Origin of the sequence: Phragmitibacter flavus, from assembly GCF_005780165.1 — a bacterium.
GTDB classification, from domain to species: Bacteria; Verrucomicrobiota; Verrucomicrobiia; order Verrucomicrobiales; family Verrucomicrobiaceae; genus Phragmitibacter; species Phragmitibacter flavus.
In genome coordinates, this window is record NZ_VAUV01000013.1 from 120,487 (window position 1) to 139,017 (window position 18,531).

Genomic DNA, 18,531 nt, shown 5'->3' on the forward strand with positions numbered 1-18,531 from the left:
GTCAATCCCCATACCTTGTTCGCAGACGACTAACCGCTTGCTGCACTTTCAAATCCAACTGACGAAACCCCTGCAATTCTTCCAGCACTCTGCGCGCCTCAGGCACGTTCCCCAACTCGAACTCCATCTCCGCCAACATCACCAGCGGAATCGCATCATTTCTTGAAGTCAGCTCACAAGCACGGGCAAAAGCATCGCGCGCAACACGCACGTCACGCTGTGGATTCCCTGGCGCACAAAGCACCAGCCCCAGATTGCGCCAGGCATTCGCAAACCCTGGCGAAGAATTAACCGCCCGGCGAAATGCCTCAATCGCCTCGACCGGCTCCCCGCTGTCACGAAGACTGTTGCCCATGTTATACCAAACCCGGGCATCTTCGGGAGCTATCTTCAATGCACGCCGAAAAAGATCCATCGCCTCCCGATGTTGCGCCGACCTTTGGTGCATCGCACCAAGATTACCCAAGACTACCGGATTACGTGGTTGAATCCGCTCCGCGTGAGTCAACAAGGTCCATCCATCGCGCCAGGTGGCACATTGCCGATAAGAAAGCACCATCAAGCCACAACACAGCAATCCAGCAAACCCCACTCTCCCCTTATAAAACTTTCCACCACGACCCGCCACCCAAAGACCAAAGAAAAGAAATGCTCCAGTAAGTGGTAAGTAACTATACCGATCAGCGGTATAGCTGGTCCCCACATAAAAAATTCCGGCAGAAGGCAGCGCACCGACCAAAAACCACATAGCAGCGAAAAATAGATCCGGATATCTCCTGCGCCACCACCATACCATTAGCATTCCGAAGATCAGCAATACCCAAAACAATAGCGACACCCACAAATTATCCTCTGGATAAGCATAGTGAAACGTCAACCCAAATGGCACGAACAGATGCCATAAAGTAAAAAACAAACCACCCGGCAGGTGCAACAACCGATAACTCAACGAAAGATGATGCATCCACTCCCCATGACTTCCCTTTCCCTGAAACCACAACGTCATCACACTGATCACCAAGGCAATCCCGAACCACCACCGCCATTCAATCAGTTTCGTCCACCAAAACCGCCATCCCCATGATCGTTCACCCGCTTTCCAACCCAGAGCGAGAATCGCGAGCACCGGCAAAATCACCGTCGAAGGTTTTGCCATCATCGCAGCCAGGAAAAACATCCACGCCCACGACCGCCTCCCCGTCACGATCATCCACAACGAACTGAAGAAAAACAGCCCGCTCAAGACCCCCTTCCGGTCACTGATCCACGCGACGGATTCCACATGCAGCGGATGAATCGCAAACAGCAGCGCCGCCACCAAACCCGCCAGGGGTGATGCCGTCAGCCTCCATGCGAACAGATACACCATCCAAGAAGTCAGACAATGCAGCAAAACACTGGTTAAGTGATGTCCCCCCGCCCGCTCAACTCCAAACACCTGCACATCCGTCATGTGCGAAATCCAAGTCAGCGGATGCCAAAGATTCTCCACACCCGCATGAGCCACTTGCAGCCCGGAATCATGATAGGTCAATGCCCATCGTATCCCTTCCACCGTCAGCCCACCATTGACGTAACCATTCCCCAGCACCATCTCCGGGTCATCGTAGGGCACAAATCCAAAGTGGACCGCTTGACCAAATACCAACCCCACGACCAGGACAATCAGCACCAAGGCTGCCCGGGGCTCGTTCCCAAACCACTTGTCGATGCTTTCAAAAAAGGCATTCACCGTTCTGCGTGCCTTTTCCTCCATGCCGCGACCGCATCACTTCAGGCGCGACCCATCCGGCGCCGACGCCCCACGATCAAGAGAATGCCTGCAGCACCCACAAAAAAGGCACTGGAAGGCTCTGGGACAGGTGGGACGTTGGAAAAGTTGGCATGTTGCTGACCATCCATGGAAACCGTAAATTCGGTTCCCGCCGCGAATGCAGCTCCCCCGTCCAGGCTGATATTCCAAGTCATCGAATAAATATACAAAAGATCGGCATCGGTGGCAGTCACGAAATTGTTGCCTCCGCTGTAGTCATATCCGCGGACCAAAAGGAAGTGCTCGCTCGTCTGACCTAACGTTTGAATCAGACCAGTAAATCCATTGGACAAGAAAGTCGTCGCCCCGGCTTCATTGCGGTTCGCCCATCCCAACGACGCAAGCGGGTTTGCATTGGCGGGTAGTCCAACGACAAACTGGCCTGACGCAGTTGGCGCGGGATGCACGCCACCAAAAGCCATCGAAACATTGAAGTCATTCGGACTCAAACCGCTCCCCGCACTCACCAAACCCAGCGCACCGCCAATGGGCAGTCCATTAAGCACTGTGGTTGCGATATCCCTACGGGACGCAATCGGTTGGGTGTAGCTCATGGTCATGCTGATTTGCGTTACGTTCCCAGCGAAACCTGTCAGTCCGAAGCTGTTATACATCTCGTTTCCACCATCATAGTTGATGGAATTCACCACCTGCAGATCTGCTGTGCCCCCGGTCAACGCAAAGGAGATGGTGGCCCCAAAATCACTGGAAACCCGGTTCGTCGGATAAATGGACCCAGCATCAATCGTGAACGTTCCCGCCGAAAAATCCTGCACCAGCACGTCCTTGTTGATCCCACCGGTCAAAAAATTGCCCGCGTCCAAATTTGCTTGGACCGTTCCGTTGCCCGACCAGGACGCGCCACTGATCTGACCACTATTGTTGGTAGATATATCAAATGGTAAAACCGCGAAGCTCTGCAATGCATTGATGAGAAATACTGATGTCACCACAGCAATGCTCACAACTTTCCGTCGAGGTAAAATATCTTCAGTTCGCATAACTATATTAAAACATCTCATTTCATCAGCCACGTTCACGAGGGCACGAATCGGCACATCAATTAAATCCATTACTTTAGCAAGGTGTAATATCAACCTATTAGTTTAAAGTTTTTTCGACTTCGCTTCGTTCAACACTTCCGACTGCTGCATCGCCATTTAATCATCTTTGTCTTCGAGGCCTTTCAATAATCTCTGCAGTTGGTCGAATTTCAGGCAAGTCAGTCAATAACAACTGGACACAAAAATCCCGACTTGTAACGTTCAATGATTTACTTAATAAGTTATTCTAATCGCTGGCGATTTATCTCTACCTAGGTTTGAAACTTTCACCATCAAACCGTTAATCCCCTCACTTCTAGTCATAAGTTCCACTAATCCTGAAAGTTAAACCGACACGCCATGGCGCTCGACTTTCCCGAGCTGTTGCCATGCTTCGTCTACCGCAGTGTTTTCATATTACCAAGCCCCTTGACGACCTCCCCCATCTTGGGCGCTGAAACCTCCCCTTGTCCATTAACGACTGACCGATGGAAACCACGCATTCGGAAACAGCGTCTCAATCGAGTTGTCCTCCAGCTTCAACCGGTAAACCCGCATCGTCATGTCGACGACATCTCCCTCGCCTTTTTTAATATCGTCTCCCGTGAATCCGGTGAACACCACTGACTTTCCATCCAGGCTCACCACTGGCTGCCCAACGTGCAGTCCTTTGGGACTGATCCTCTCCGGCTTGCCCGCTTCCAGATCAAGATCAGCTTTCATCAGGCAGTTCGATGGCCCCTGGATGTCTTTGATCTCGTCCTCCATCACTACAAAATTGCCCACCACGGTTTTCCCATCCGGCAACACCCAAAAGTTGCAGTCGCTCGCCGCATAAGGCTGCCCAAACAAATCCTGCAACCCCTTGCTCCATGCCACCGCGCCATCGAGTTTCAGTTGCACCAGCGCCTTCATGTCATGCGCCATGGGTTCACCCGTTTTCAAGTTCCATCCTGCGAGATACAAATCTTCGTCCGCCTTCAACCCGTCTCCCAAAAGCCTGAATCCCGTGCCGTCCGGTTTGATGACGCCCACCTTCCAGTGCTTCGCCCCGAGGTGATGAAACGCAATCAAATCACCATCTGGCGACCAGCTTCCCCCATAAACTTCACGACCCTCAATCGGCAACTGGCGCTGTTCTCCCGTCGCCAGGTCCACGATCGCCAGCTTGCGACCTTCTTTGAGAAACAAGGTGATCAGCAACTGCGTCCCGTCTGGTGAAAGCGCGGGATCATTCCCCCCTTTGACCTTGGCCACCAACCCCTCCTTCTCGCCCTTTTCCGTAACCACCCGGGCATCGTGATCTTCCCCTGCATCATACGGCACATAGGCATACCGCGTCTCGGCCAGCACCGGAGTCGATATCAACCCGGCCAACAAAACAACTTTACTCAATTTTGCGATCATAATAAAACCATTAGAACATGGATTGTTTATCCTTCCATGTGAAAGTGTGACGAGAAAAAAAGATCAATTCATTTGTCACGGCGATGATGAATGGCACATCCGCTTTTCAACCGATCCATGACTCGCTCAGATGTTCGGACCAGACACTCCATTGAAAATCAAACTGAACCATAGATACTTCCCGCTCTTCATGAAAACCAAACTTCTCCTCGGCCTTGCGCTTGCCTTTGCCGCCACCTCCATTGCCCATGCTGACATCGTCATCGAGCAAACCATCGAGAGCTCCGTGCAGCCGACCTCCAAGATGACCATGAAGATGAAGGGCAGCAAACTTCGCACCGATATCGGCGACCAGATGACCTCCATTCTTGACACCGAAACCTTCGACAGCATCACCCTGATGCACCCCAACAAAACCATCATCAAGGGCGATGGTGCCCAGCTCAAAGCCGCAGCCGCCACCGCCACGGAGGACCTCTCCATGAAACCTGTCGACACCGGCAAAACCGAAAAAGTCGGCGGATACAACTGTTCCGTTTGGACCGTCGACGTCGCCGGTTCTAAAATCACCATCTGGGCCACCAAAGACTACCCCGACTACGCCGCCATCAAGGCCGAACTCGATGTTCAAACCAAAGCCAGCGGCCAACCCAATCCCATGGCCGCCATCGACGGCATGGTCATGAAAACCGTCGCTGAAATCGCCGGCACCAAAATGACCACCACCCTTGATTCCGCCAAAAAAACCCCGGTGGACGATTCCGAATTTGCCACTCCCGCTGGCTACACCGAAATGGTGATGCCTAAATAACCAGACAAATCACGCCAACACTTATATTTGCCTCAAGCGGCATTCGAGCGTCCCTCGAATGCCGTTTCTTTTTTGCCGACGTGTCGTCGGGCCACAGGAACCAGGTCCCTCCTAAAGTCCCAGCACCGCACTCGTCCACGCATGCATCTGATTCAGCAACTGCGGATTCTGCGACATCGATTCCCCCCTCGTCGGCACCATCGCCTTCACCTTCTCCTGCCACTCGGCCGACTCAAACTTCTCTTCAAAACACTGTTTGATCAGCGTCAGCATGATACTCACCGCCGTCGAAGCTCCTGGTGAAGCCCCCAACAATGCCGCGATGCTGCCATCCCCCGCCGCCACCACTTCGGTGCCAAACTGCAAAATGCCTCCTTTCACCGGGTCCTTCTTGATCACCTGCACCCGCTGCCCCGCCTCCTCCAATCGCCAGTCCGCCCCATCCACCTTCGGCAGGTAAACCTTCAGCGCCTTCAGCCTTTCCTCCGGTGACTGAACCACTTGACCAATCAAATATTCCGTCAGCGGAATGTTGCCCATCCCCGCCGCAATCATCGGAATCAAATTGTCCGGACGGAATGAAAACGGGAAATCCAGCGGCGAACCGTTTTTCAAATACTTCGTCGTGAATCCCGCATACGGACCAAACAACAACGACCGCTGACCATCAATCACCCGCGTGTCCAAATGCGGCACCGACATCGGCGGCGCCCCCACTGAAGCCTTGCCATACACCTTGGCATCATGCCGCGCCGCCAGCACCGGATTGTCGCACCGCAACCACTGTCCGCTCACCGGGAACCCACCGAAACCTTTGCCCTCGGGAATGTCCGACATCTGCAACAAAGGCAACGCCCCGCCACCCGCGCCGAGAAACACAAATTTCGCGCTCACCTTGCGACGCTTCCTCGTGGCCCGCTCCTTCACACTGACCCGCCAGCGTTTGTCCCGACTGCGCTTCAAATCCGTCACCACATGACCCAGATTCACACTCACTCCCGGCATTGATTTCAAATGCGCAATCAACGCCCGCGTCAGTGATCCAAAATCCACATCCGTCCCGCCCAACATGCGCGTCGCTGCCACCGGCACCATCGGATCGCGCCCCTCCATCACCAGCGGCATCCACTCCGTCAACACCTTGACATCCTCCGAATACTCCATCTCACCAAATCCCGGATGCACCCGCAACGCCTCCCAGCGCTTGCGCAAAAACGCCACATCCTTCTCCCCCGATACAAAACTGATATGCGGCACCGGCTGAATGAAGGTGTCCGGGTCCTTCACTATCCCCCGCTCCACCAACCACGCCCAGAATTGTCGCGACTCATTGAACTGCGCATTCACCTCCAGCGCTTTCGACACATCAATCGATCCATCCGCCTTCTCCGGCGTGTAGTTCAGCTCACACAACGCCGCATGCCCCGTCCCAGCATTGTTCCAACCATTCGAACTCTCCGCCGCAATGCTGTCCAAAGTCTCGAAAATCTCAATCGTCAGCTCCGGGTGCAGCTCCTTCAACATCACCCCCAAAGTTGCACTCATGATGCCGGCTCCTACAAGAACAACGTCAGGCGACTGGGTAGATAAATTAACAACGGTGGAATTAGATGACTTCGAAGTAGTGACAGTGCTCATGTAAAAGGTTCTTGATCCAACCCCAGCCAGAATCGTGCGATCCCGGACGAGAATCTTCACCAAATTGCCCAACCATGACCACAAATCAAACCCTTCCCACGCCCCCTCGTGACCGCGCATGCAGAAATGCCGTGATTCTCACGAACCTCGAATTGACCACTCCCCACTCCCGCAACCTTGACGATTCATCCCCGCCACGGGAGAGTGCCTCCAGCATGACACTCACCACTCAATATCGAATCGCCCCTCCAAGGAACGCCGACGTATCGCCGGTCATCATTTACCCCATGGAGTGCCGACGTTACGTCGGCCATCAGTTCCTCATCATCGTAACCCTCCTCCTGTCCTTTCTCCCCCTCGCCCTTCCCGCCCAGAAACCCGAAGAAAAACTCGCCCCCGCCGTCGAACTCACCCCTCGCAACGGCCTCCCCAACGTCCTCGCCAAACTCAACACCGGTGGCGAAGTCCGCATCGGCTATCTCGGCGGCAGCATCACCGCCGCCCCCGGGTGGCGCGTCAAAACCCTCGCCTGGTTCCAAAGCCAATACCCCAAAGCCCAAGTCTCCGAAATCAACGCCGCCATTGGAGGCACCGGCTCCGGCCTCGGCGTCTTCCGCGTCGGCGAACACGTCCTCAAACATCAGCCCGACCTTCTCTTCGTCGAATTCGCCGTCAACGACGCCGGCACCGACCCCGCCACCATCCATCGCAGCATGGAAGGCATCGTCCGCCAAACCTGGCAGGCCAACCCCAACACCGACATCTGCTTCGTCTACACCTTCAGCGCCCCCATGCTCGAAGACCTCAAAAACGGCAAGTTCTCCCGCTCCGCCACCGCCATGGAAGACATTGCCAACCACTACCACATCCCCAGCATCCACATGGGACTCGAAGTCGCCCAACTCGAAAAAGACGGCAAACTCGTCTATCAATCCACCGACAAAAATGCCGACACCGCCGCCGGCAAAATCGTCTTCTCCACCGACGGCGTTCACCCCCTTGTCGAAACCGGCCACGAACTCTACGCCGCCGCCGTCATCCGCAGCCTGGAAAAAATCAAACCCATCGGCAAACCCGCCCCGCATGAATTGATCGCCCCCCTGCGCGCTGACAACTCCGAAAAAGCACGCCTCATCCCCATCCAAAAATCCATGCTCAAAGGCAACTGGACGCTGCTCGATCCCACCCAGGACAACCCCGGCAAACGCCACGCCGCCCGCGTCCCCTCTCTGTGGAAAGCCAACGATCCCACCGCCTGCCTCGAAATCACCGTCAACGGCTCCATCCTCGACATGTATGATCTCGTCGGACCCGACGGCGGCCAGCTCAATATCACCGTCGATGGCGAACTCAAAAAACCCGTCAACCGCATCGACGCCCATTGCACCTACGACCGCCTCTCCAGCTTCCGCGTCCTCACCGCCCCCGAAGGCGGACTCCACAAAATCAAAATCCAACTCAGTGCCAGCGCTCCCGACAAAAAGAACATCCTTTTCGAGCGCAACCGCCCCGATCTCGAAGCCAACCCCGCCAAATACGCCAATAATCATTGGTATTTGGGCGGACTCCTGCTCATTGGCGAAGTGCTTCCCTAGCGAACCATGGAGCGCCGACGTGTCGTCGGCAAAGGCAACCACTCACCCAGCGTCCCCACTCCGCTCCTCGATTTCAATCATCTCCTCCCTTTAGTCGGACCACCGACGTGTCGTCGGTCATCAGTTCATCACCACATTAAGCCGACGACACGTCGGCACTCCCAGTCATGCATCACTCCTTCCTCGCCCAGGCCTTCATCTACCTTCTCGCCGCCATCATCGCGGTGCCGGTCGCCAAACGCCTCGGCCTCGGATCTGTTCTCGGCTACCTCATCGCCGGAGCCGCCATTGGCCCCTTCGCCCTCCAGTTCATCGGTGACGAAAGCGGCGACGTCATGCACTACGCCGAATTCGGCGTCGTCATGATGATGTTCGTCATCGGCCTCGAACTCCGCCCCAAACTCCTCTGGCGTCTGCGCGGCCCCATCCTCGGCACCGGCGGCTCCCAAGTTCTCGCCACCGCGGTCATCATCGCCGCCGCCACCCTCCTCATTGGCACCACTTGGAAGGAAGCCATCGCCATCGGCCTCATCCTCGCCCTGTCGTCCACCGCCATCGTCCTGCAATCCCTCGCCGAGCGCGGCCAGCTCAAAACCGAAGCCGGCAAATCCGCCTTCGCTGTCCTCCTCTTCCAGGACATCGCCGTCATCCCCATCCTCGCGATTCTGCCCATCCTCGCCTCACGCCAAATCGCCGCCACCTCCGACCACCACGGACCCCAGCTCGCCAACTGGCAGCACGCCCTGCTCGTCCTCGGTGCCGTCGCCCTCATTGTCGGCGGTGGACGCTACCTCGTCCGCCCCATCTTCCGCTACATCGCCGCCACCAAACTCCGCGAAGTCTTCACCGCCACCGCCCTCACCCTCGTCATCGGCATCGCCCTGCTCATGCAGAGCGTCGGACTCAGCCCCGCCCTCGGCACCTTCCTCGCCGGCGTCATGCTCTCCGACAGCGAATACCGCCACGAACTCGAAAGCGACATCGAACCCTTCAAAGGCCTCCTCCTCGGCGTCTTCTTCATCGCCGTCGGTGCCAGCCTCGACTTCGCCCTCATTGCCGCACAACCCATTCAAATCGCCACCTGGGTCACCGCGCTGATCCTCCTCAAAATGCTCGTCCTCTTTACCCTCGCCCGCATCAGTCGCATGCCCGGACAGGACATCAGCCTCTTCACCCTCGCCCTCGCCCAAGGCGGCGAATTCTGCTTCGTCCTCCTCTCCTTCGCCCACTCCAACCACGTCCTCAGCGATACCCTCACCAAACCCCTCACCGCCACCGTCGCCCTCTCCATGGCCATCACCCCTTTCCTGTTGATGGCCCACGAAAAACTCCTTCTCCCCCGACTCCAGCGCAAGGAAAACGAACGTCCCATGGACTCCATCGAATCCGAGGAAAGCCAGGTGATCATCGCCGGATTCGGACGCTTCGGCCTCACCGTCGGCCGACTCCTGCGCATGTCCGGACTCAAAGCCACCGTGCTCGATCTCGACTCCGAACAAATCGACTTCCTCCGCCAGATCGGCTTCAAAGTCTTCTACGGCGACGCCTCACGCGTCGACATGCTCACCGCCGCCGGAGCCGACTCCGCCAAGCTCTTCGTCCTCGCCATCGACGATGAGCCCAAAGCCCTTGAAATCGTCGACACCGTCAAAAAACACTTCCCCCATCTCACCATCATCGCCCGCGCCGCCGACCGCACCCAAACCTATGAAATGATCCAGCGCGGCGTCCCCCACGTCTATCGCGAAGCCAGCGGCACCTCCCTCGAGATGGCCACCAAAACCCTCTCCCTCCTCGGCATCCCCGAAGCCGAAGCCCAACGCGCGTCCCAGCATTTCCACGAACTCGACGAACAAAGCATTCACACCATGGTCGAAATCTGGAAGGAGCACGAGTTCGGCGAAGTTTACATCACCACCGCCCGCCAGCAGATCGCCGAAATGGAACGCCTCTTCCGCACCGACACCGCCGCCAGTCGGTAACACAGGCTTCCAGCCTGTGCCGTGCAACGGACATCCTGTCCGTTGTCAGTCCCCCTCATTCCCTCCTCCCCGACAACCCCATCCCGCCCACGACCCTTGCTTAAAGCGTATCTCCTTCACAAGCTCTCATTTAGCCTTTATCCTTTAGCCCTTATCCTTTCAAAGTGTCCTTACGTCGCGAAAAGCCCGACCTCAACGCCCGCCTCCACGACGTGCCGCATCAGCCAGGCGTCTACGTCATGCGCGACCGCTTTGGCAAGGTGATCTACGTCGGCAAAGCCCGCGATCTTCGCAAGCGCCTCAGCAACTACTTCACCCCCTCCCGCGCCCGTCATTCCGACACCAAGACCCGCGCGCTCATCGAATCCATCTGGGACTTCGAATTCCACACCGTTCGCAACGAAGGCGAATCCCTCATCCTCGAGATGCGCCTCATCAAGGACTTCCGACCCAAATACAACGTCAGCTTCAAGGACGACAAACGCTACCTCCTCGTCAAAGTCCAGCCCGCCGACCCCTTCCCGCGTTTCAGCCTCACCCGACTCAAAAAAGACGACAACGCCCGCTACTTCGGGCCCTTTGCCCATAGCGGTGCCCTGCGCACCACCCTCAACTGGATGAATCGCGAGTTCGGCCTGCGCGTCTGCCGACCCGCCAATCCCGACGCCAACGACTACAAGCACTGTCACAACGACATCATCAAAAACTGCTCCGCCCCCTGCATCGCTCGAGTCACTCCCGACGAATACCGCATCCGCATCAGCCAGGCTTGCGACTTCCTCGACGGCAAATCCAAAGGCCTCCTCAACGCCATTGAGGAGGAGATGAAAAAAGCCGCCGCCAAACTCGACTTCGAACGCGCCGCCGAACTGCGCGACATGTTCGAGCACCTGCAAAAAACCCTCAAACCCATGCGCACCTTCGAGCGCGCCCCCCACCTCCGACTCGCCTCCACCATCGACCCCATGGCCGATGTCAAAGAGCTTCAGGAATACCTCGGACTCGAACGTCCCCCGCTGGTCATGGAATGTTTCGACATCGCCAACATCGGCACCGCCCACTGTGTCGCCAGCATGGTCCGCTTCAAAAACGGCGTCTCCGACAACGCCAAATACCGTCGCTACCGCATCCGCATCGTCGACGGCCAGAACGACTTCCTCGCCATGTCCGAAGTCGTCCAGCGTCGCTACTCCCGCGTCCTCCTCGAAGCCCGCGACCAACTCGGTGCCGAAGCCGCCGAATTCACCCAGGAAAATCCTCTCGACGCCCTGCGCCGACTCGAATCCGAGCATCCCGAAATCGAATCCGAAATCGTCTCCAAAAATCCCAAGTGGGTCTCCCTTCCCGACCTCGTCATCATCGACGGAGGCAAAGGCCAGCTTGGAGTCGCCGTCGCCCAGCTCAACAAACTCGGCCTCCACGACCTCCCCGTCATAGGCCTCGCCAAACAGGAAGAAGAAGTCTACCGCCCCGGCATCGAAGAACCCATCCGCATCCCCCACGATCGCGGTGCCTTAAAACTTCTCCAGCGCATCCGCGACGAAGCCCACCGTTGGGCCAACGGCTACCATCAACTCCTCCTAAAACGACGCGTCGCCGAAAGCATCCTCGACGACTGCACCGGAATCAGCCAGGCCCGCCGCACCACCCTTCTCCGCGCCTTCGGCTCCGTCGCCCGACTCCGCAAAGCCAGCGTCGAAGACATCGCCAAACTCCCCGGCATCAGCAAAACTCTCGCCCAGGACATCCTGAAGTTCCTCGACGACCGCAGCAGCTAAACCACTCACAGCTCCATCGACGTTTCGTCGTCAGACCATGGAGCGCCGATGTGTCATCGGCCAGGCCTCCTCTCAGTCGGACCACCGACGTTTCGTCGGTCTCAGGTTCTCCCAACTCACATCGTGTTAAAACGCATCATCACTCCACACATGACTTGATGACATCCCTCTCATTTTTAGATACCCTCGAAAAATGAATGCCGCTTTAAGAATCCTCACCCTCACCTTGTGCCTCCTCCTCACCCACCTCGCCCACGCCGGTGAATCCGCCGTCGTCACCACCTACCAACCCATCATTACCGGGAGTGAATCTCATCCAAAAGGCTTCTCCATCATGCCCATCCCATTTCTCGTCTACCATTTCCACGGCAAACCACCCTACGCCGCCGTCGCCCATTCCCACGAACTTCTCACCGACGCCCCCCGCAACATCCGCTCCGACGACGCCAACTTGATCTCCGCCTCCGGCATCCGTATCTCTCAATCCATCGACGACAACATCGTCTACATCCACCTCGAAGACTTCCGCCCATCCACCGGCCTCGACCTCCATATCGACATCGTCGCCACCGCCACCCTTGAATGCATCCGCCGCATCGCCCACGAAGCCAAAGATCGCCCAGAATTAGTCATCACCGGCAAACCCGCCGACGAAGCTAAATGGCAACGCTGGCAGGAAATTTTCTCCAACCACGACCTGTCCCAACCCTTCAAACAACCCGATGCATGACATGATCCAGCGAAACCATCAGGCACTCTCCGCTTTCTCTGCAAGCTCAGCCACCACGCGTGATGCCATCACCTTGTCCACGCGTGCGCCATCCATGTCCATGATCTCAAAACGCCAGCCGCTCTGCTCCAGCGTGTCCCCCTCTTTCGGCATCCGCACCAGCACATGCGCAAACCATCCCGCCACCGTCCGATAATCATAACCCGCCTCCTTCGGTGCCACAAAATCCTCAATATGGTCAGGCAGCTTTTCGATCTCATAGTGACCATTGATCACCCATGAACCATCCGGCCGTTTGCGAAGCGGCATCGTCGACCTTTCCTCCTTCGACATCACATCTCCCACGATTGACTCCAGCAAATCCATCACCGTGACCATTCCGATCACCGTTCCAAATTCGTCAATCACAAATGCCGCCCGCTGTCCCGTGCTGCGGAAACTTTCCAGCAACTCACTCGCCTTCTGCGTCTCCGAAACCATCAACGGCGGATGAGTCAGTTCACCAAACTTGATCTCCGCACCCGCCGCCATCTGCGCATACAAATCCTTGATTGATACCACCCCGAGCAGCTCGTCGCGCTTCTCGTAATACACCGGGAAGACCTCCTGCGTGCTCTTCACGATCATCGGCCAGATCTCCGCATGCGTCGCGTCGCTTTCGATCCACATCATCCTCGGACGCGGAATCATGATGTCATACGCCTCCAGCTCCCCAAACTCAAACACCCCTTGAATCATCCGTGACTCAGCCCGTCCGATGTTGCCCATCACCAGTCCCTCGCGCACCATCACAGTGAACTCCTCACGCGACATCCGGTTGTTTCCCTCGTCCTTCACTCCAAAAATTTTCAGTAACCAGCCCGTCGAAACCGACAACATCACCACCGCAGGCGACGCAATCGTCGACAACCAGGACATCGGAACACTCATGGTGCTCGCGATCGGCTCAGGAAACCGCATCGCCAGCCGCTTCGGCACCAGCTCCCCCAACACCAGCTGAAGATACGTAATCACACCAATCACCACCGCCAGCGAAATCTGCGTCGCATAATCCCCAATAAACGGCTGCGTCTCCAACACCGCCGCCAGTCGTTTCGCGATGCTCGCCCCACCAAACGCGCCTGCCACGATTCCTACCAGGGTAATGCCAATTTGCACCGTCGACAAAAAACGGTTCGGATTATCCGTCAACTCCAGCGCCTTTGCCGCGCCACGATGCCCGCCATCGGCCATCGACTGCAACAAGCTCCGCCGGGACGATACAATGGCGATCTCCGTCATCGCGAAAATGCCGTTGACGCCCAGCAGCACCATTATAAAACCTATCTCAATCAACAGTGGATTCATCGTCTAAAAACTTTCGCTGACACCAGGTCTCCTAGACCTCCTCTTCCTTCGGTCCAGCCACCAACGATGCCACCACGCCTGCGGTCAAAATCGCCAGAATCAAGCCCAGCACAATCACGTTAAACGAATCGCCCAACCACAATTTCAGCCACTTCGCCGCCAGCATCTTCACGCCCACCAGAATCAGAATCACCGACAACGCCGGCTTCAAATACCGGAACTTCGCAATCATTCCCGCCAGCGCGAAATACAGGGACCGCAGCCCCAAAATCGCAAACACATTGCTGGTGAACACCAGAAACGGATCCGCCGTGATCGCAAACACCGCCGGAATCGAATCCACCGCAAAGATCAAATCCGTGACCTCCACCAAAATCAGCGCCACCGCCAGCGGCGTTAGCAACCACTTCCCGTCAGGCGCCGAAGCCACCACCGGATCAATTCCGCCACCAGGCGCCTCGGTCTCCTTCGACCACGCGCCCCCTGCCCTCACCATGAAATGCTGACCATGAAAATCGCGCGTCACCGGGAAAAATTTGCGCACCCATTTCACCACCGGATTTCTCTCCGGATGCGCCTCCTCCTCATGCTTCGCCAGCAGCATCTTCACCCCCGTGAACACCAAAAACAAACCGAACAAATACAAGATCCAATGGAAATTTTGCACCAGCAAGGCCCCCATCCCGATCATCGCCCCACGCATCACCAACGCCCCCAAAATGCCCCAAAACAAAACCCGGTGCTGATACTTCGCCGGCACCGCCAGAGCCGTAAACACCATCGAAATGACGAAGATGTTGTCCACACTCAGCGACTTCTCCACCACGTAAGCCGTCAGGTATTTGGTCGCCGCCAGTGTCCCGTCATTGATCTTCTTGTCCACCGCATCCGTCATCAACCCCAGACCAAACCAATGGCCCTCATAAGCCTGATAAACCAGCAACGAAAACGCCAGTCCCATGCTGATCCACACCGCCGACCAGCTGAGCGACTCCTTAAATCCCACCACGTGCGACTTGCGGTGAAACACCCCAAGATCAAGCGCCAGCATCGCAATCACAAAACCAATGAAAATCAGCCAGGGCCAGAAAAGACCCGAAGCCTGAATCTGCGCGAGGAAAGAAAAAGACAACCCATTCATCATAAAATAAAAATCAATATCAATCGTTTAACCCTTAATCACTGAAACTTCTGAAGCAACCTGTTCACGCCGCCTTTTGAACAATGGCCGCGTCGGCAGGTATCTCGGCATCAACAGCGCAAAACCATGCGTCAGCACAAAGGCAGCCAACGCCATCAAGCAACCCGACGCCACCGACCCGACCACAAATCCGCCGGCATTTACCTGACCCAATCCTGGCAACGTCGTCTCCATGCGGTTTAGAATCGCAGGCATCGGCACCGTCAGATGTGCCTGAATCAAATTCCCCAGCCACATCTGCGCCGACCAGATCGGAACGCTGGTAAACGGATTCGTCAAAAAACAAGCCCCGACTGCAAACGGCACATTGCCACGCCAACCCATCGCCAAAATTGACGCCATCAACGCCTGTCCCGGCATCGGCATCAGCGCAAAAAACGATCCAATCGCCAGCCCCTTCGCCACTGAATCCCGGCACGGCACCCACAACGCCCGGTCAAAAAGCGGCTTTGTCAGCTTCTGCCACCAGACATGCCGACGTAGTTTCCGATGCCTCAAGGCCCGAAAACTTTTTTTGACCAGCCATAAATATCGTTCCTTCATACGTTGATGCACGGCATCCCCAGCTCAAACAAAACACTCCATTCATACGCCACCCGAGTTCCCACCATCGCATTCATTTCGACGGTCCGGGATCCACAGCCCCCTCCGGATGCCGGGTGAAACCTGCCACCCGCACCACCACCATTCAGGCCGCTGTGATTGGAGGCGCTCGCCCAAGGATCTGCCCCCGTCTGCCGGCATTCGACCAGTCCACCGAGACCAGGTCCAAAAAGATAACCTCTTTCACATCCTCGATCCAAACCCTCACCCAAAAATCCACGGGAGCCTTCGGCATCCATCCCCCAATCCGACCAACCAGCTGCACATCTGCATCGGCCTCACAAATCGCCGTCTCTCCCGCCACCGCCGGGCGATCAGCCTCTAGAACTGGCGCAAACGACGCGCCTGCCGCCAGCGAAAAAGCAGCGAACCAAACGATCACCAAGGATCGGTTCAGGAAAAAGAAAGCAGTAATCGCAGCAGGCAAGCCGCCCATGTTCATCGAAATGCCCAAAAAGTCAAATCACTCGCCCGTCACCAATCCCACTTCATCCGCAACCCCACCCATCGCGGTGCACCAATGCTCACCACCCCATCCGCCGAACGCCCCGTCTCCACCATTCGATCAAACACATTCTCCACCACCAGACCAACGCTCAGTTGCTGCGTCATCTGATAATTCAGCGCCGCATCCCAAACCACATACGACTCCAGCGTGATCGAATTCAGATCATCCTCAAACTGCTCGCTGCCATAACGCGCCTGCAACACCGCCTCCCATTGCTTATGTGGACGCCACGCCACTGCCCCCGTCACCACATGCGCAGGGGCCTGCGCCAGTTCGCGACCATCCAATTGCGAAGACGAATCACGCAGCTCGGTATTGGTAAAGAGATAAGCCAGCGACATCTTCAAATGGTCCAACGCCTGCCACTGACCGCTCAACTCCAGCCCACGCGTGGTGACCGACTCCACATTTTGCCGCTGCCGAAACACCCCGCCCGCCGGAATCATCGTGCCATCCGGTGCCGTCCCAGGCCCCTCCAGCACCGTCACATTCGCCACCGCATCGTTCAGCCGATTCCAAAACAACACCGCACCCAACTTCACCTCCTCCACCGGTCGCCACTCCATCCCCGCCTCCGCTCCCAAAAGCTTTTCCGGTTCCAGTTCATCATTCGCCCCCGTCACATCATTGCGCACCCGAAAAGGACGATACAGTTCATTCAACGTCGGCACCCGAAATCCGCTGTAACCCGCCGCCCTCAACGTCAACCGGTCCAGCGCATCCCAAGAAATCCCCAATCTCCCGTTGGTTGCCACTCCATCGCGATCATCAAACGACTCATCCAAAAACGTCGCCCCCGTCGACCTCACCCGTTCCACACGCCGTCCATCCGTCACACTCCAGTAATCTGCTCGACCTCCCAAGGTCACTTTCACGTCCTCCCCCATCGCCCAATTCTGCTCGGCGAACACCCCAAAAAAACTCTGCATTCCTCCCGCCTCGCGCTCGTTCAAAAACCCACCGTCATCGAATCGGAACCGCTCACGCGTCTCCCCCTCAATCCAGCGGCCATCCACCCCAACAATCAATTTCGACTCATCCCGCCCGGCTCCCGCCATCGGCAATCCTCCCACAAAAGTCGTCGTGAAACTGAACCCCAACGAATGAGCTGGCACCGCATACTGATCCAACGCCGGAACCTCCATCGTCCGCTCCTCATTCACCGAACTGAACGTGCTCTCAAACCTCCGATCCTGAAAATACAACAAGCCCTCCCATTGCACCTCGCCCTCAGGCCCGCGAATCCCCAGGCTCAGATCCAACGCCTCGCTCCGATTTCCCGTCAATGGCGTTCCATTGCCGCGCTCCTCTTCAAACCACGAAGCCCGCACAGAAACTCTTACTCCCGACTCCAGTGTTGTCGCCACTCCCGACTCAAACAACATCGACCGCGAATCCGCATCGATATCAACCGGACCTCTCTGATCCTCCCTCACCACCGGATGACCTCCCGTGTGCTGCGCCTGCAAAGCTGCGTCCACCTCCCAATTCCCCCACGCAGAACTCAACAACAACACCCCCTCTGCGGTTTCTCTTTCGCCCCCCATCAAACTCGCCGACACCGTGTGTCCGTTTCGACGCGACAAATAAATTGTCCCGCCCAGTGCATTGTTTCCAAACAATCCCGCTCCTCCACCTTGAACTACCGTCACATTGCCAAGCAAACCCGGCGGCAGCCGCTGCCAGTAAACCCAACCCCCAAACGGATCGTTCTGCGGCACCCCATCCAAAAGCACCAAGGTCCTCCCTGCGCCATTCGGACCCAGATTGCGCAAACTCGCCCCCTGCGTCGTAGGATTCGCCGTCGCACTGCTGCTGCGCCTGAACAAACTAAAGCCCGGAACAATCGATCTGATCACATCATCAAGGCGCGCCTGAGGTGCCGAGCCCAACTCCTCCTGATTTATTGAAGTCGTGCTAAAACCACCTCCCCCTTCTTCCACCGTCGGATATCTCGATGAAACCACGGTGGTAGTTTCCAGCTCTATGACCGGCTCCTGCCCATAAACGAGTTGAGGACAAAACATCCATCCCACGAGCAAGAGCACCGCCCATTCGCGACAAAGTTGAAATCG

14 protein-coding genes are annotated in these 18,531 nt (G+C 56.7%); 5 read left to right on the forward strand and 9 right to left on the reverse strand.

Translation table 11 applies throughout. The features are described from left to right. Position 1: 1 nt before the first annotated feature. From FEM03_RS17615 to FEM03_RS17625, 3 genes are all read right to left on the reverse strand, one after another. Positions 2–1,615, reverse strand: a complete 1,614-nt coding sequence (locus FEM03_RS17615; protein WP_166442951.1) for a tetratricopeptide repeat protein — start codon at positions 1,613–1,615, stop codon at positions 2–4. A 158-nt stretch (positions 1,616–1,773) separates the two neighbouring features. Next, on the reverse strand, positions 1,774–2,886 hold the full coding sequence (locus FEM03_RS17620; RefSeq protein WP_138087607.1) for a hypothetical protein: 1,113 nt from the start codon (positions 2,884–2,886) through the stop codon (positions 1,774–1,776). 444 nt (positions 2,887–3,330) lie between these two features. Further along, positions 3,331–4,251, reverse strand: coding sequence for a TolB family protein (locus tag FEM03_RS17625; protein WP_166442952.1), 921 nt, complete (start codon positions 4,249–4,251; stop codon positions 3,331–3,333). Between the two features lie 202 nt (positions 4,252–4,453). On the opposite strand from FEM03_RS17625, the gene FEM03_RS17630 reads away from it, so the two are divergent. Then, entirely contained in the window at positions 4,454–5,074 is a 621-nt protein-coding gene (locus FEM03_RS17630; protein ID WP_166442953.1) for a DUF4412 domain-containing protein, read from the forward strand. Positions 5,075–5,185: 111 nt separating this feature from the next. Here the strand turns inward: FEM03_RS17630 and mqo are convergent, their stop codons facing one another. Further along, a complete protein-coding gene (gene mqo / locus FEM03_RS17635; protein WP_138087610.1) occupies positions 5,186–6,712 on the reverse strand; it encodes a malate dehydrogenase (quinone) in 1,527 nt (508 codons plus the stop codon). 215 nt (positions 6,713–6,927) lie between these two features. On the opposite strand from mqo, the gene FEM03_RS17640 reads away from it, so the two are divergent. The 4 genes from FEM03_RS17640 to FEM03_RS17655 all read left to right on the forward strand — a co-directional run bounded on the left by FEM03_RS17640 (position 6,928) and on the right by FEM03_RS17655 (position 12,797). After that, positions 6,928–8,307: an SGNH/GDSL hydrolase family protein gene (locus FEM03_RS17640; protein ID WP_240772826.1), complete on the forward strand. Its 1,380-nt coding sequence runs from the start codon at positions 6,928–6,930 to the stop codon at positions 8,305–8,307. 167 nt (positions 8,308–8,474) lie between these two features. Then, a complete protein-coding gene (locus FEM03_RS17645) occupies positions 8,475–10,289 on the forward strand; it encodes a monovalent cation:proton antiporter-2 (CPA2) family protein (protein ID WP_138087611.1) in 1,815 nt (604 codons plus the stop codon). A 164-nt stretch (positions 10,290–10,453) separates the two neighbouring features. Further along, positions 10,454–12,067, forward strand: a complete 1,614-nt coding sequence (locus tag FEM03_RS17650) for an excinuclease ABC subunit UvrC (RefSeq protein ID WP_138087612.1) — start codon at positions 10,454–10,456, stop codon at positions 12,065–12,067. A 193-nt stretch (positions 12,068–12,260) separates the two neighbouring features. Further along, positions 12,261–12,797, forward strand: a complete 537-nt coding sequence (locus tag FEM03_RS17655) for a DUF4132 domain-containing protein (protein WP_138087613.1) — start codon at positions 12,261–12,263, stop codon at positions 12,795–12,797. Between the two features lie 18 nt (positions 12,798–12,815). Here FEM03_RS17655 and FEM03_RS17660 read toward each other — a convergent pair whose 3' ends face one another. The 5 genes from FEM03_RS17660 to FEM03_RS17680 form a co-directional block, all read right to left on the reverse strand. After that, positions 12,816–14,144 carry a hemolysin family protein gene (locus tag FEM03_RS17660; protein WP_138087614.1) on the reverse strand — a complete coding sequence of 443 codons (1,329 nt, stop codon included), beginning with the start codon at positions 14,142–14,144 and terminating at the stop codon, positions 12,816–12,818. A 31-nt stretch (positions 14,145–14,175) separates the two neighbouring features. Beyond that, entirely contained in the window at positions 14,176–15,285 is a 1,110-nt protein-coding gene (locus tag FEM03_RS17665; RefSeq protein ID WP_138087661.1) for a TerC family protein, read from the reverse strand. A gap of 27 nt (positions 15,286–15,312) precedes the next feature. Next, on the reverse strand, positions 15,313–15,888 hold the full coding sequence (locus FEM03_RS17670; protein ID WP_138087615.1) for a DUF2062 domain-containing protein: 576 nt from the start codon (positions 15,886–15,888) through the stop codon (positions 15,313–15,315). Between the two features lie 145 nt (positions 15,889–16,033). Then, positions 16,034–16,402, reverse strand: coding sequence for a hypothetical protein (locus FEM03_RS17675; protein ID WP_138087616.1), 369 nt, complete (start codon positions 16,400–16,402; stop codon positions 16,034–16,036). Between the two features lie 20 nt (positions 16,403–16,422). Beyond that, on the reverse strand, positions 16,423–18,504 hold the full coding sequence (locus tag FEM03_RS17680; RefSeq protein WP_206171061.1) for a TonB-dependent receptor plug domain-containing protein: 2,082 nt from the start codon (positions 18,502–18,504) through the stop codon (positions 16,423–16,425). Positions 18,505–18,531: the final 27 nt, after the last annotated feature.

Coding starts and splice junctions, on each gene's coding strand:
- FEM03_RS17620 (WP_138087607.1), bottom strand. CDS start 2,886: ATGGATTTAATTGATGTGCCGATTCGTGCCCTCGTGAACGTGGCTGAT.
- FEM03_RS17630 (WP_166442953.1), top strand. CDS start 4,454: ATGAAAACCAAACTTCTCCTCGGCCTTGCGCTTGCCTTTGCCGCCACC.
- mqo (WP_138087610.1), bottom strand. CDS start 6,712: ATGAGCACTGTCACTACTTCGAAGTCATCTAATTCCACCGTTGTTAAT.
- FEM03_RS17640 (WP_240772826.1), top strand. CDS start 6,928: ATGACACTCACCACTCAATATCGAATCGCCCCTCCAAGGAACGCCGAC.
- FEM03_RS17645 (WP_138087611.1), top strand. CDS start 8,475: ATGCATCACTCCTTCCTCGCCCAGGCCTTCATCTACCTTCTCGCCGCC.
- FEM03_RS17655 (WP_138087613.1), top strand. CDS start 12,261: ATGAATGCCGCTTTAAGAATCCTCACCCTCACCTTGTGCCTCCTCCTC.
- FEM03_RS17660 (WP_138087614.1), bottom strand. CDS start 14,144: ATGAATCCACTGTTGATTGAGATAGGTTTTATAATGGTGCTGCTGGGC.
- FEM03_RS17665 (WP_138087661.1), bottom strand. CDS start 15,285: ATGAATGGGTTGTCTTTTTCTTTCCTCGCGCAGATTCAGGCTTCGGGT.
- FEM03_RS17670 (WP_138087615.1), bottom strand. CDS start 15,888: ATGAAGGAACGATATTTATGGCTGGTCAAAAAAAGTTTTCGGGCCTTG.